9 protein-coding genes and 1 pseudogene are annotated in these 13,474 nt (G+C 69.5%); 1 reads left to right on the top strand and 9 read right to left on the bottom strand.

From position 1 onward, the window contains the following. Positions 1 to 2 precede the first annotated feature (2 nt). The 4 genes and pseudogenes from ACFYNU_RS06470 to ACFYNU_RS06455 form a co-directional block, all read right to left on the bottom strand. Positions 3 to 983 carry an ABC transporter permease gene (locus ACFYNU_RS06470; RefSeq protein ID WP_356587899.1) on the bottom strand — a complete coding sequence of 327 codons (981 nt, stop codon included), beginning with the start codon at positions 981 to 983 and terminating at the stop codon, positions 3 to 5. Then, a complete protein-coding gene (locus ACFYNU_RS06465; protein ID WP_356587901.1) occupies positions 980 to 2,212 on the bottom strand; it encodes an ABC transporter ATP-binding protein in 1,233 nt (410 codons plus the stop codon). The genes ACFYNU_RS06470 and ACFYNU_RS06465 overlap by 4 nt, the downstream gene beginning before the upstream one ends. Before the next feature lie 12 nt (positions 2,213 to 2,224). After that, the gene (locus tag ACFYNU_RS06460; protein ID WP_356587903.1) at positions 2,225 to 3,895 is read right to left on the bottom strand and encodes an ABC transporter substrate-binding protein; all 1,671 of its coding nucleotides are present in this window, start codon (positions 3,893 to 3,895) and stop codon (positions 2,225 to 2,227) included. 414 nt (positions 3,896 to 4,309) lie between these two features. After that, positions 4,310 to 5,281: pseudogene (locus ACFYNU_RS06455) on the bottom strand (LacI family DNA-binding transcriptional regulator); the annotation flags it as partial. Positions 5,282 to 5,550: 269 nt separating this feature from the next. On the opposite strand from ACFYNU_RS06455, the gene ACFYNU_RS06450 reads away from it, so the two are divergent. Next, a complete protein-coding gene (locus ACFYNU_RS06450; protein WP_356587905.1) occupies positions 5,551 to 7,437 on the top strand; it encodes a ricin-type beta-trefoil lectin domain protein in 1,887 nt (628 codons plus the stop codon). A 90-nt stretch (positions 7,438 to 7,527) separates the two neighbouring features. Here the strand turns inward: ACFYNU_RS06450 and cimA are convergent, their stop codons facing one another. The 5 genes from cimA to ACFYNU_RS06425 all read right to left on the bottom strand — a co-directional run bounded on the left by cimA (position 7,528) and on the right by ACFYNU_RS06425 (position 13,381). Continuing rightward, on the bottom strand, positions 7,528 to 9,135 hold the full coding sequence (cimA, locus tag ACFYNU_RS06445) for a citramalate synthase (RefSeq protein ID WP_356587907.1): 1,608 nt from the start codon (positions 9,133 to 9,135) through the stop codon (positions 7,528 to 7,530). Positions 9,136 to 9,522: 387 nt separating this feature from the next. Beyond that, complete coding sequence (locus tag ACFYNU_RS06440) at positions 9,523 to 10,122, bottom strand: TetR/AcrR family transcriptional regulator (protein WP_356587909.1); 600 nt, start codon at positions 10,120 to 10,122, stop codon at positions 9,523 to 9,525. A gap of 112 nt (positions 10,123 to 10,234) precedes the next feature. After that, a complete protein-coding gene (locus tag ACFYNU_RS06435; protein WP_356588242.1) occupies positions 10,235 to 11,530 on the bottom strand; it encodes an MFS transporter in 1,296 nt (431 codons plus the stop codon). Then, on the bottom strand, positions 11,530 to 12,201 hold the full coding sequence (locus ACFYNU_RS06430; RefSeq protein WP_356587911.1) for a helix-turn-helix domain-containing protein: 672 nt from the start codon (positions 12,199 to 12,201) through the stop codon (positions 11,530 to 11,532). The genes ACFYNU_RS06435 and ACFYNU_RS06430 overlap by 1 nt, the downstream gene beginning before the upstream one ends. Positions 12,202 to 12,277: 76 nt before the next feature. Then, entirely contained in the window at positions 12,278 to 13,381 is a 1,104-nt protein-coding gene (locus ACFYNU_RS06425; protein ID WP_356587913.1) for a branched-chain amino acid aminotransferase, read from the bottom strand. Positions 13,382 to 13,474: the final 93 nt, after the last annotated feature.

Genomic DNA, 13,474 nt, shown 5'->3' with positions numbered 1-13,474 from the left:
GCTCAGGCCTCCTTCCGGGTGCGCGGGTCGAGGAAGAGATAGACCATGTCCGCGAGGAGATTCGCCGCGAGCACGGACAGGGTGATGATCAGGAACACGCCCTGCATCAGCGGATAGTCCTTGGCGCCGACGGCCTGGAAGAGCTGATAGCCGATGCCCGGATAGGAGAAGACCATCTCCACCAGCAGCGTCCCGCCGACGATGAAGCCCAGCGAGAGCGCGAAGCCGGAGATGTTGGGGAGGATCGCGTTGCGCGCGGCGTACGAGAACATCACGCGGCGCTCGGAGAGCCCCTTGGCCTGCGCCACCATGACGTAGTCCTCGGACGAGACGGTCACCATCATGTTGCGCATGCCGAGGATCCAGCCGGCGATGGCGCTGAGGATGATCGTGATGCCGGGCAGGAAGCCGTGGTACAGCGCGCTGGAGATGAACGGGACGTCGAAGGCGGGCACCAGCGAGCTGTCGTAACCGCCGGCGGCCGGGAAGATCGGCCACTTCACGGCGAACAGGGCGATGGCGATGAGCCCGAGCCAGAAGTACGGGATCGAGGAGATGAACGTCGTGACGGGCAGCAGGCTGTCCATCCAGGAGCCGCGCCGCCAGCCGCTGTAGACGCCGATACCGGTGCCGAGCAGAAAGCTGATCAGGGTGGTGAGGCCGACCAGTACCAGCGTCCAGGGCAGCGACTGCGAGATGACCTCGCTGACGGGCGTCGGGAAGAAGGTGAAGGAGAGCCCGAGGTCGCCCTGGAAGAGCTGGCCCCAGTAGTCGGTGTACTGCTGCCAGAGCGAGCGTTCCTTGTCGAGGCCGAAGAGGGCCTTGAGGGAGGCGATGGCGCTGGTGTCGAGCTGGCCCTGGAAGCGGGCGATCAGGGCCTGGACGGGGTCGCCGGGCATCAGCCGCGGGATGAGGAAGTTGATGGTGATCGCCGCCCACGCCGTGACGGCGTAGAAGATGATCCGCTGGAGGACGAACTTCACTTCGCCGCCACCTCCGTCGTGCTCGCGCCCTTGCCGGCGCCCTTGGTGCCGGCGTCCGCCGTGCCCGTGTCCGTCGTGCTCGTGTCGCTGGTGCTCGCGCCGGGGATCTCCGTGGTGACGGGGCGGTCCTCGTACAGCCAGCACGCCGCCCACTGTCCGCCGTCGAGTTCGAAGCGCGGCGGCAGTTCGGTGCGGCAGCGCTCCATCGCCTTGGGGCAGCGGGGGTGGAAGCGGCAGCCCTCGGGCGGGGAGATCAGCGAAGGGGGCTCGCCGCTGCCGGTCTCCTCCTGGTCCTCCTCGGCCACGATCCGGTCCGGGTCGGGGGCCGAGGCGATGAGCAACTGGGTATAAGGGTGCGCGGGTTGCTGGGTGACGGTCTCGCTGTCGCCGCCCTCCACGATCCGGCCGGCGTACATCACCAGGGTCGTGTCCGCGAAGTACCGCGCGGACGCGATGTCGTGCGTGATGTAGAGGATCGCCAGATGCAGGCGCTCCTTGAGGTCACGCAGGAGGTTCAGTACGCCGAGCCGGATGGAGACGTCCAGCATCGAGACGGGCTCGTCCGCAAGGAGCACCTTGGGGTCGGCTCCCAGCGCCCGCGCGATGGCGACGCGCTGGCGCTGGCCGCCGGACAGCTCGTGCGGGAATTTGTCCAAGTACTGAAGAGGTGGCAGCAGTTGGACGCGTTCCAGCAGTTCGCACGCCTCCGCCTCGGTGCCCTGCTTGCCGTGGATCTTCAGCGAGCGGGTGAGGTGGTAGCGCACCGTGTGCACGGGGTTGAGCGAGGCGAACGGGTCCTGGAAGATCAGCTGGACCTGTTTCACGTACGCCCGGAAGGACCGGCCGCGACCAGCCTGGACCGGGGCGCCGCCGAGCCGTATCTCGCCGCTGGTGAGCGGATACAGCTGTGACAGCAGCCGGGCCACGGTCGACTTGCCCGACCCCGACTCCCCGACCAGCGCCGTGACGCTGCCGCGCCGCAGGCGCAGCGAGACGTCGTCGACGGCGTGGACGGCACGGTGCCGACGGGCGACGAGGTCGCCGACGGTCCGTCTGACGGGGAAGTGCTTGGTGACGCCGCGCGCTTCGAGCACGATGTCGCTGTCACCGTGGCTGTGGCTGTCGCCGTGGCCGGCGCTCCGGTCGGCGCTGTGGCCGTCACCGTGGCCGGCGCTGTCACTGCTGGGCGTGGAGCCGTTCTCGACGGGGTCCTGGTCGTGGTTGGTCATCGGCCGGCCTCGTCACTTCGCGGGCTTGAGGTGCAGTACGACGTCCAGCGCGTTGGGCTGGGTCGGCTGCGGCGGGCCGTACGGGTCGGCCTCCGTCGGCCAGCCCACCCAGTTCTTCGTGGAGTACTCCGCACCGATCGGGGCCGCCGCCGTCGGAATCATCGGGACCTCGTCGACCATGATCTTCTGGAGGGTGTTCAGCGCCGTGGTGCGCGCCGAGTCCTCGGTGGCGTTCGCGTACTCCTTCAGCGCCTTGGTCGCCTCGGGGCTGTCGAAGCGGCCGAAGTTGCCGAGCGGGGCGCTCTTTCCGACGGGCTGGAGCAGGGCGCCGTCCATGATGTTCTGGTACATGTCGTACGGCGTGGCACCGGAGTTGGTCCAGTGCAGCGTGGCGTCGAACTTGCCGTTGTTGACGTCGGAGGTCCACGCCTCGGCGGTCTGGGTCTTGACCTGCGCCTCGATACCCAGGGGCTTGATGTTGTCCTTGATGATGGACAGGCCGGTGATGTAGTCGTTCCAGCCGGCGGGGTCGGTGAAGGTCAGCTTCACGGCCTTGCCGTCCGGGTCCTTCAGGACACTGCCGTCGAGCGTGTAGCCCGCCTCGTCCAGGACCTTCTTCGCGCCGGCGACGTCGGGCTTGATCGTGACGCCCTTGTACTCGGGGGCGAGGAAGGACTCACCGGCGGGCAGCGGGATGCCGGTGGGGTTGGTGATCTCCGGGTAGAGCGTGGCCTGCGCCTGGACGTGGATCGCCTTGCGGTCGATCACCATGGCCATGGCCTTGCGGAGCGCCGGGTCACCGAGCGGGCCCTTGGTGGTGTTGAACCACAGGCCGTGGATGCCGAGTCCGGAGGGGAACCAGAGCTTGTTGTTCTTGGGGTCCTTGGCGACGTACAGCTGCTTGTAGTTCGGCATGAACACGAACGACCACTCGGACTTGCCGTTGGCGAGAGCGGTGGTCTGCGCGCTGTTGTCGTTGTACGAGGTGAAGCGGAGCTCCTTCACCTGCGTCTTGCCCTTCCAGTACGAGGACGTGGTGTCGAGCGTGGTGGTCTGCGGGGTGAAGGTCTTCAGCTTGTACGGCCCCGATCCGAGCGGCTCGCGGTTGGGCCAGGTCGCCGGGTCCTTGACCTTCTCCCAGATGTGCTTGGGGACGACGAACGTCGTGGTGATCTTGTTCTGGTTGACGAACTGGGAGTCCTTGAAGGTGAGGACCACCTTGCCGTCGGCCACGGCTATGCCGTCGTAGGGGACGCCGTTGCCGTTGAGCGCCGGATACTTCTTGATCAGTTCGAAGGTGTACGCCACGTCCTCGGCGGTCAGCTTCTTGCCGTCCGACCACTTGGCCCGCTCGTCGATGGTGAAGGTGACCTTGGTGAAGTTGGCCTCCCACTTCCAGTCGCTGGCCAGCCAGGGCTTGCCCTTCTCGCTGGGGCGCACCAGGTTGGTCATCACCAGGGGCTCGTAGATCATGTAGCGGTAGCCCAGCGACGCGCCCGCGGAGGTGCCGAGGAACGGGTTGCTGTTGTTGGTCTGCGGGCCGTTCGGCATACCGATGGTGAGGACGCCGGAGGCGCCGCCTGATGACCGGTTGGCATCCGAGTTGGCCGAGGAACATCCGGCGGCGAGCGCGGCCACGACGGTGGCGGCGGCCAGCGCCCGGAGCTTGCGGTGTGCGGACATGGCGACTCCAGAAAGGGAATGCGGCTCTGTGGGACGGCGGGCCCGTGGGACTGGGGGCCCCGGGGACCGGGTGTGGTGCGTTACCAGGTGCTGTGTGCGGGTGTGGCTGGTGTGTGCTGGTGTACGCGTGCGGGTTTACCGGGATCCGGCTGTGCGGCCTTGCGCCTGCGCTGTTCTGACGGTGTGTCAGGTATCGTTGTGTCAGATGTCGATCGTCGTACTGGTGCGTCGAACCACTGCGTCGTACTTCTACGAGACCCTGTGCGTCGCTGATACGGGGTCGGACCCGAGGGACCCGACGGATCCGACGGACCGCACCGAATCGGCGGACCCCACCGATCCGGCGGAGCCGACGGACCCGACAGGCTCTCCGGCGGACGAACTCCCGCCGGACGCCGGGGAGTTCGCCGCGAGCGGTGCCGACTGCCGTACGACCAGCTCCGTCGGGAGCACGACCGTCTCCTGCGCGGTCGCCCCTCCCAGATGGCCGAGCAGCATCAGCGCCGCCGTCTCCCCCATCCGCCGGGTGGGCTGGCGGACGGTCGTCAGGGGCGGTTCGGTGTGCTGGGCCATCGGGATGTCGTCGAACCCGACCACGGCGATGTCGTGCGGCACCGAGCGCCCCGCCGCGCGCAACGCCCGCAGCGCGCCGGCGGCGCTGATGTCGTTGTGCGCGAAGACGGAGTCGAACGGGGTCCCGGCGGCGAGGAGTCGCTCGACGGCGAGACGTCCGGACAGCTCGGTGAAGTCCCCCACCGCGACCAGGTCGGTCGGCAGGATCTCGCGGAAACCGCCGAGCCGGTCGCGTACGCAGCCGAACTGCTCCGGCCCCGTGATGACCAGGGGTCTGCTGCGTCCGTCGGCCAGCAGATGGCGGGCGGCGGACGCACCTCCTTCGTGGTTGGTGGTCACGACGGAGGGGAATTCGTCGGGGTGGCTGCCGCGGTCGTCGATCAGCACGACCGGCAGACCCTTGTCGCTCAGGGCGATGATCTTGTCGAGCGTGTTCTCGGGTTCGACGACGAGCAGTCCGTCGAAGGCCCGCGCGGAGACCTGGGTGGTGAAGCGCTCGACCGAGTCCGCGCCGCGGTTGAAGGTGAAGAGCAGCAGGCCGTAGCCGGCGGCCTCCACCGTGTCGACGACGCCTTGCAGGACCTCGCCCATCCACGGCCAGGTCAGCGAGGGCACCAGCATCCCGACCGTACGGCTGCTGCCGCGGGCCAGTCCGACGGCGCCCGAGCTGGGCACGTATCCAAGAGATGCGATGACCGCGCGGACCCTGGCGGCCGTTCCACCGTCGACCTCGCCCTTGGTGTTGATGACCCGGGACACGGTCGTCTTGCTGACGCCGGCCGCTCGGGCGACATCGGCAATGGTGACGCGCATCGGAGGGCCTCCGAATCGTGGGCTGGAACCGGTTCCGGTACCGGTACCGGAACCGGTTCCAATGTGAGCGGTGAGTTAACCGGTCCAGACCAAAGCCGTCAAGACTTCACACCGAAATTACTCGGGAGGCGACTCCTGGGGATCCAGAGGGGGTTATGCGTTCAGGTTCTGAATGTTCAGGCCCTTGACTGGAGTTCACAACAGCGTTCACGCTCGCCTCACGATCCATGGAAGACCCCCCACCCCTCTGTCAAGAAGGGCAGCGCCCCATGATCAGACCGAGAACCGCCCGCGCACGGCTGACGAGGCTGCTTCTCGTCGGCGCGCTCACGACCGCCGGTCTCACCGGCGTCTCCGCCGGTACGGCGCAGGCCGCGGGCGAGCAGGTGAACATCTGGCTGACCACCACCAGCGACGGCGGCGGCCGTACGGTGACCCGCGGCCTCCAGCAGCAGACGCCCGTCAACTTCCAGCCGGGCAACGGCGGCAGCGGCACCAACGTCACCGTCAACGAGAACACCAAGTACCAGACCTTCACCGGCGGCGGCGCCTCGTTCACGGACACGGCCGCCTGGCTGATGAAGGGCAGCGGCGCGCTCTCCCAGGCCACCCGCGACGACACGATGCGCAAGCTCTTCTCGCCGACGGACGGCATCGGGCTCTCGTTCATCCGCAATCCGCTGGGCGGCTCGGACCTCGCGCGGTTCGGCTACACCTTCGACGACATGCCGGCCGGACAGACCGACCCGGACCTGTCGGAATTCTCGATCGCACATGATCTCCAGGACGTGCTGCCGCTGACGAAGCAGGCGAAGCAGCTCAACCCGGCGCTGACGACCATGGCGTCGCCGTGGACCGCCCCGGCGTGGATGAAGGACAACGGCCAGCTGAACGGCGGCTGGCTGAAGGCGGAGAACTACGGCGTCTACGCCGACTACTTCGTCAAGTACCTCCAGGCGTACCGCGATCAGGGTCTGCCGATCGACTACGTCTCCGCGCAGAACGAGCCGACCTGCTGCTCCTCGTACCCGTCCATGAGCTGGAACGCCTCGGGTCTCGCGTACTTCACGAAGGCCGAACTGCTCCCCGGGCTCCAGGCGGCCGGCCTGCCCACCAAGGTCATGGCGCACGACTGGAACTGGGACACCTACGACGCGTACGCCGCCGAGACCGTGAACGACGCGGCCATCCGCAACCACCCCAACTTCGGCGGCATCGCCTGGCACGGCTACGGCGGCGACGTCAACAAGCAGACGCAGGTGCACAACCAGTACCCGCAGCTGGACGCCTTCCAGACCGAGCACTCCGGCGGCACCTGGATCGGCAATCAGCAGACCGAGGACATGTCCAACATCATCAACTACACCCGTAACTGGGCGAAGTCGGTGACCAAGTGGTCCCTGGCCGTGGACCAGAACCGGGGCCCGCACAACGGCGGCTGCGGCACCTGCGACGGGCTGATCACCGTCAACAACGGCGGCGCGCAGCACGGTCAGGTGAAGTACAACATCGAGTACTACACGATGGGACACCTCACCAAGTTCGTGACGCCGGGCGCGCACCGTATCGAGTCCTCCGCCAGCACCACCGTGCCCAACGTGGCCTGGCAGAACCCGAACGGCTCGAAGGCGCTCATCGCCTACAACGAGGCGTCGCAGGCGCGCGAGATCCGGGTCAACTGGGGCGGCCAGAACTTCAGTTACTCGCTGCCCGGCAAGACGTCGGCCACGTTCACCTGGGCGGGCGGCCAGTCCGGCGACGGCGGCGGCACCGCCGGCACCCTGATCGGTCTCGGCGGCAAGTGCCTGGAGGCGGCCGGCGGGAACAGCGCCAACGGCACGGCCGTCCAGCTCTGGGACTGCAACGGATCGGCGGCGCAGCGCTGGACCGTCGGCGGCGACGGGTCGGTGCGCACGCTCGGCAAGTGCCTGGATGTCGCCGCCGCGTCGACGGCGAACGGGGCGAAGATCCAGCTGTACGACTGCAACGGCTCCGGGGCGCAGCAGTGGAGATACGAGTCGGGCAGCGGCGATCTGGTGAACGCTCCGGCCGACAAGTGCCTCGACATCACCGGGAATTCGTCGGCGAACGGGGCGAAGGCTCAGCTGTGGAGCTGCACCGGGGCGGCCAACCAGAAGTGGCGGCTCCAGGCGTGACGTAGCCCGTACGCCGCCCTCGTGCACGGGGTGCCGGTGGCCGGGCGGTCACCGGCACCCCCGTCGTCGCGTCTGCCGACCCGCGCGCGCCTATTCGGCCGGCTCGACCCCGGCCCGCAGCAGTCCGTAGGTGTACGCGTCCTCCAGGGCCTGCCACGACGCGGCGATCACGTTCTCGCCGACCCCCACCGTCGACCACTCCGCCGCCCCGTCCCCCGTGGTGATCAGCACACGCGTCGTGGACTCCGTGCCGTGCTTGCCCTCCAGGATGCGGACCTTGTAGTCCACCAGCTCCAGCTTGGCCAGCTGCGGGTAGATGCGTTCCAGGCCGACCCGCATGGCCCGGTCGAGCGCGTTGACCGGCCCGTTGCCCTCGGCGGTGGCGACGATGCGCTCGCCCTTCGCCCACAGCTTCACGGTCGCCTCGTTGGCGTGCGAGCCGTCCGGGCGGTCCTCGACGATCGCGCGCCAGGACTCCGTACGGAAGTAGCTCCGCGCCCTGCCCTCGGCCTCCTCGCGCAGCAGCAGCTCGAAGGAGGCGTCGGCGGCCTCGTACGTGTAGCCCTTGAGTTCGCGCTCCTTGACCCGGCCGACGACGCGGCCGACGAGGTCGCGGTCGTCGCCGAGGTCGATGCCCAGTTCCTTGCCCTTCAGCTCGATCGAGGCGCGCCCCGCCATGTCGGAGACGAGCATCCGCATGGTGTTGCCGACCTGGGTCGGGTCGATGTGCTGGTAGAGATCTGGGTCGACCTTGATCGCGGAGGCGTGCAGCCCGGCCTTGTGCGCGAAGGCGGAGACGCCGACGTACGGCTGGTGGGTGGAGGGTGTCAGATTGACCACTTCGGCGATGGCGTGCGAGATGCGGGTCATCTCCGACAGCGCGCCCGGGGGCAGGACCCGCTTGCCGTACTTCAGCTCCAGCGCGGCGACGACGGGGAAGAGGTTCGCGTTGCCGACACGCTCGCCGTAGCCGTTCGCGGTGCACTGCACATGGGTGGCGCCCGCGTCGACGGCGGCGAGGGTGTTGGCGACGGCGCAGCCGGTGTCGTCCTGGGCGTGGATGCCGAGCCGGGCGCCGGTGTCGGCGAGCACGGTGGCGACCACGGCCTGGATCTGGGCGGGCAGCATGCCGCCGTTGGTGTCGCAGAGGATGACGACGTCCGCGCCGGCCTCGGCCGCGGCCCGGACGACGGCCTTGGCGTACTCGGGGTTGGCGCGGTATCCGTCGAAGAAGTGCTCGCAGTCGACGAAGACGCGCCTGCCCTGTTCGCGCAGATGGGACACGGTGTCGGCGACCATCGCCAGGTTCTCTTCGAGGGTGGTGCGCAGTGCCAGCTCGACATGCCGGTCGTGCGACTTGGCGACGAGCGTGATCACCGGGGCGCCCGATTCGAGCAGCGCCCTGACCTGCGGGTCGTCGGCGGCCTGGGCGCCGGGACGGCGCGTGGCGCCGAAGGCGACGAGCTGGGCGTGCTTGAAGTCGATCTCGCTCCGGGCGCGGGCGAAGAACTCGGTGTCCCGCGGGTTGGCGCCCGGCCAGCCGCCCTCGACGAACCCCACCCCGAAGTCGTCCAGGTGCCGCGCGATGGTCAGCTTGTCGGCGACCGTCAGATTGATGCCTTCGCGCTGGGCTCCGTCGCGCAGCGTGGTGTCGAAGACATGGAAACTGTCGTCGGTGACCGTTGGATCTGTGGTCATGACTCTGTGGCTCCTGTCGAGTGAGGGAGGGTCTGGCTCCACTGCCACCGTCTGCGCGTGCGTCCCGTCCCGGCCGGGGTGGGGCCGGAAAACGAAAAAACCCCTCGCGGGTGCGAGAGGTCTGCGCGCGGGTCTGGGGCACGATGGCCGCTCCGTACGTGATGGTACGTAGCGGTCACTGCGGACCGGCGCGCCTGCTGCCCATAATCATGGCGAACGAGAACACGGAAGCAGTGTGGCACGTTTGCACTCCCGTGGAAGCCCCGTCTCACGATACGGGCGGTGCGCGGGTGGCGTGAGACGGGACGGCCGACCGGGACACGGGGCAGACGTACGGGCAGATGCACGGGCAGATGTACGGGTCGGGTGCAGGGGCAGATGTACGGGTCAGACGAGTGCGTCCTCGATGAACTCGCGAACATGTGCCAGGACTTGGGCCCGGCCGGTGCCCGGTACGCCGACCACCACATGGACGCTGAAACCGTCGAGCAGCGCGCGCAGCCGGGCGGCGGACCGGTCCGGGTCGACGGCCCGCAGCTCGCCGAGCGAGATTCCCTCGGCCAGCAGCGCCACGAGGTCCCGGTGCCAGGCCCGCTCGATCGCCGCCTGCCGGGCGCGGGCGTCGTCGGCGGCGTCCTGGGAGCGCTTCCAGACCTCCAGCCACAGCGTCCAGTGCGGATCGCGGTGACCGTCGGGGACGTAGAGATCGACGTACGCGTCCAACCGCTCCCGCACCGTCATCTGCCGGGACAGCAGCCCCCTGCGCCGGGCGCCGCGTCGCGACTCGCTCCACTCCAGGGTCTGGAGCAGCAACTCGTCCTTCGTACGGAAGTAGTAGAGGAGGTGCCCGCTGCTCATTCCGACGTCGCGTCCGAGCCCCGCCATGGTGAGACCGTCGAGGCCGCGCCCGGCGATGGTGTCCATGGCGGCGGCGAGCACGGCCTCGCGGGGCGGGGCCGCGTTGCGACGGCGCGCGGTGGGTGTCACTCGTCCGTTGTACCTGACGCGGGCACGCGGGGTTGCCGCCGGGTCACACGGTGAACGCCCCGCCGCTCGCGAAGATCCGGCGGGCGCCGACCAGGGGGAAAGCCGCTGGCGCTCACAGCGTGGCGGTGCGTACGGAGCGGACGAGAAGGCCGACGCCCGACGCCAGTGCGCATATGACGCCGCAGCCCGTGAAGAAGGCGCCGACTCCCCAACTCGCCGCGACGAGGCCGACGAGCGGATAGAGCAGCGGACTGAGCCCCAGGGTGCACAGGGTCATCACGGAGGTGACCCGGCCGAGATAGCGGGGATCGGTCTCCTTCTGGAGCAGGGCGTTGCTGACCACCATGGCCGCCCCGCTCGCCGTACCGAGCAACGCGCCCAGCGCTATCGACAGCGCGGCGGTGGGCGCGTTGCCGGTGGCGACGACAAGCGACGCCGTCAGCAGGAGGGCGCAGGACATGGTGAGCCCGGCGCGCGGGACGCGGGGCGACACGCTCAGCAGCAGGCTGGCGATGGCCGCGCCGATGCTGAAGGCGCTGAGGATCCAGCCGGCCGTCGCCGTACCCCAGTCGCGTTCGTCGGCGAGCAGTACGAGGCCGGTGCTGACGGGTCCGCTGAAGCACATCTCGCCGAGCCCGATGACTACGACGAGGGACGCGACGCGGCCGTTGGCGCGCAGATAGCGCAGCCCGTCGCGGAACTCCTCACAGGGCGTGGTGGCGTCCGCCCCGTCCGCGGTGTTCGGGGCGTCCTGCGGGTCCGGGGCGTCCTGCGGCGGCAGCGGACGGACCCGTACGGCCAGGAGCAGGACCAGGGACAGGACGAAGAGAGCGCCGGCCACGCCGAAGGCTCCCGGGGAGCCGCCCGCGGACAGTGCGAAGGCCGCGAGCGGCGGACCGACGGTGTTGCTCAACCTGAGGGACAGCAGCCGCAGGCCCTGCACCCGGGTGAGTTGGCCGGTCGCCGCGATCCGTGGGGGCAGCGCCCCGACCGCGGGCATGAACAGCGCGTCCACGGAGCCGAAGACGACGGCCAGCGCGACGAGCAGCCACAGCTCCGTACCGACGAGCAGCGCGACGGTGGCGGCGGCGAGAATCACCACGCAGCGGACGAGATCGCTGCCGATGACGACACGGCGCGGCCCGAACCGGTCGGCGATCACGCCGCCCGCCAGCATGAGGACTGCGCGGGGCACGGCGCCGGCGGCGAGCACCGCACCGGCCTGGGCGGGGCCGGACTCCTGGGTGACGGCCCAGGTGAGGGCGAGGAAGTAGACGATGTCGCCCGTCACGGAGGTGGTGTAGGCACCGAGCCAGCGCAGGACGTTCGGGTCGCGGTAGGCGGGCCTCTCGGGCGCGGACGCGACGGCGGGGGCGGGCTCGGTGGCCTCGGGGGCGGGCTCGGGTATCACAGCCGGGGGAACATCTGGAGCTGTACGGACACCTGCGCGGCCCCCTCCGCCGGCTCCGTACTCTCCGAACTCGCGCCCCGTGTTCGGTACTTGGCGATGACGCCGACCAGTTCGCGCTTCATCTCGTCGAGCTCGGAGGGCGTCAGGCGCACGCTGTAGTCGCTGAAGATCGAGGCCTCGAACCAGTCGTCCGGGAGGAGCGGAACGGCCGGGGCGAGCCTGCGCAGTCGGTCACCGTAGGCGAGCACCACCGCGTTCGCGTACGCGCGGCTGCCCTGCCGCTCGTCCGGTGCCACGGTGGCGGGGTCGTGGTACGACCGCTGGTGCCGCGCCCGCCACCAGCGGTCGCGCCGGGTGCCCCGCTCCTCGTCCTCCTCGATGAGACCGCCGGCCGCCAGGCGGCGCAGATGGTAACTGGCCGCCCCGGAGTCCAGATCCAGCTCCTTGGCCAGCCGCCGCGCCGTGGAAGGACCGCGCTCCCGCAGCGTGTTCAGCATGACCAGCCGCACGGGGTGGGCCAGCACGCGGAGCGCCGCGGCGTCCAGCGTGACGTCGTGGTCCGGGTCGGGGCCCAGAGGGTCGCGGGAGCCAGCGGGGCCGGCAGGGTCAGCGGGGCCGGCAGGGCCAGCGGGGTCAGCGGGGTCGCCGGACTTGGGGTCGGTCGTCATGGGGCGAGCATAAATGCAGAACATCTCTTCGCGAAGAGATGTTCTGCATTTATCGCCGCCAGGCACTCCCCGGGCGTCAGCCCACCTGGTGCATCCATCCGTGGATGTCCTCGGTCCGCCCCGTCTGGATGTCCAGCAGCGCCGCGCGCAGCTTCGACGTGACCTCGCCGGGCTCGCCGCCCGACTGCGTCCACTCACCGCTCGCCGACCTGACGAGCCCGACCGGCGTGATGACGGCGGCCGTGCCGCAGGCGAACACCTCGGTGAGGGTGCCGTTCTCGGTGTCGCGCCGCCACTCGTCGATCGAGATACGGCGCTCCTGCGACGTGTAGCCGAGATCGGCGGCCATCCTCAGCAGCGAGTCACGGGTGATGCCGGCCAGCAGGGAGCCGGTCAGCTCGGGAGTGACGATCTTGTCCCCGTACACGAAGTACAGGTTCATCCCGCCCAGTTCCTCGACCCACTTGTGCTCCACGGCGTCCAGGTAGGCGACCTGGTCACAGCCCTCCGCCGCCGCCTCGGCCTGCGCGAGCAGGGACGCCGCGTAGTTGCCGCCGGTCTTGGCGTCGCCCATGCCGCCCGGGACGGCGCGCACCCGGTTCTCGGAGAGCCAGATGGAGACGGGCTTCACGCCGCCGGGGAAGTACGCGCCGGCCGGGGAGGCGATGACCAGGAACAGATACTCGTTCGCGGGCCGCACCCCCAGTCCGACCTCGGCCGCGATCATGAACGGCCGCAGATAGAGCGACGCCTCGCCGCCGTGCGGCGGGACCCACGCCTCGTCCTGCCGGACGAGCGCGTCGCACGCCTCGATGAATGTCTCGACCGGCAGCTCGGGCATCGCCAGCCGGCGGGCGGAGACCTGGAAGCGCCGGGCGTTGGCCTCGGGCCGGAAGGTGGCGACACTGCCGTCGGGGCGGCGGTAGGCCTTCAGCCCTTCGAAGATCTCCTGCGCGTAGTGCAGCGTCATGTTGGCCGGGTCGAGCGAGAGCGGCCCGTACGGGACGAGCTGCGCGTCGTGCCAGCCCCGGCCCTCCGTCCACCTGATGGTCACCATGTTGTCGGTGAAGTGGCGGCCGAAGCCGGGGGCGGCCAGGATCGCCTCGCGCTGCGCGTCGGACAGCGGGTTGGACGAGGGCTTGAGCGCCAGGGTGGGCAACGCGGTCGTGGGCGTGGTCATGGTTTCTTGTCCTTCACCGGTTGTGTGTGACGGACCGCGCTCACGCCGCTACAGGTACTAGGACGTCCGAGCTTTCCCTCATGCCGCGGCCCA

The organism is Streptomyces sp. NPDC006643 (genome assembly GCF_042870175.1).
Classification (GTDB): domain Bacteria; phylum Actinomycetota; class Actinomycetes; order Streptomycetales; family Streptomycetaceae; genus Streptomyces.
This window is presented reverse-complemented; position numbering and strand designations above follow the sequence as displayed.

What these genes read in the sequence shown, in the direction of transcription:
- ACFYNU_RS06465 (WP_356587901.1), bottom strand. Translation starts at nt 2,212, where the DNA reads ATGACCAACCACGACCAGGACCCCGTCGAGAACGGCTCCACGCCCAGC.
- ACFYNU_RS06460 (WP_356587903.1), bottom strand. Translation starts at nt 3,895, where the DNA reads ATGTCCGCACACCGCAAGCTCCGGGCGCTGGCCGCCGCCACCGTCGTG.
- ACFYNU_RS06450 (WP_356587905.1), top strand. Translation starts at nt 5,551, where the DNA reads ATGATCAGACCGAGAACCGCCCGCGCACGGCTGACGAGGCTGCTTCTC.
- cimA (WP_356587907.1), bottom strand. Translation starts at nt 9,135, where the DNA reads ATGACCACAGATCCAACGGTCACCGACGACAGTTTCCATGTCTTCGAC.
- ACFYNU_RS06430 (WP_356587911.1), bottom strand. Translation starts at nt 12,201, where the DNA reads ATGACGACCGACCCCAAGTCCGGCGACCCCGCTGACCCCGCTGGCCCT.
- ACFYNU_RS06425 (WP_356587913.1), bottom strand. Translation starts at nt 13,381, where the DNA reads ATGACCACGCCCACGACCGCGTTGCCCACCCTGGCGCTCAAGCCCTCG.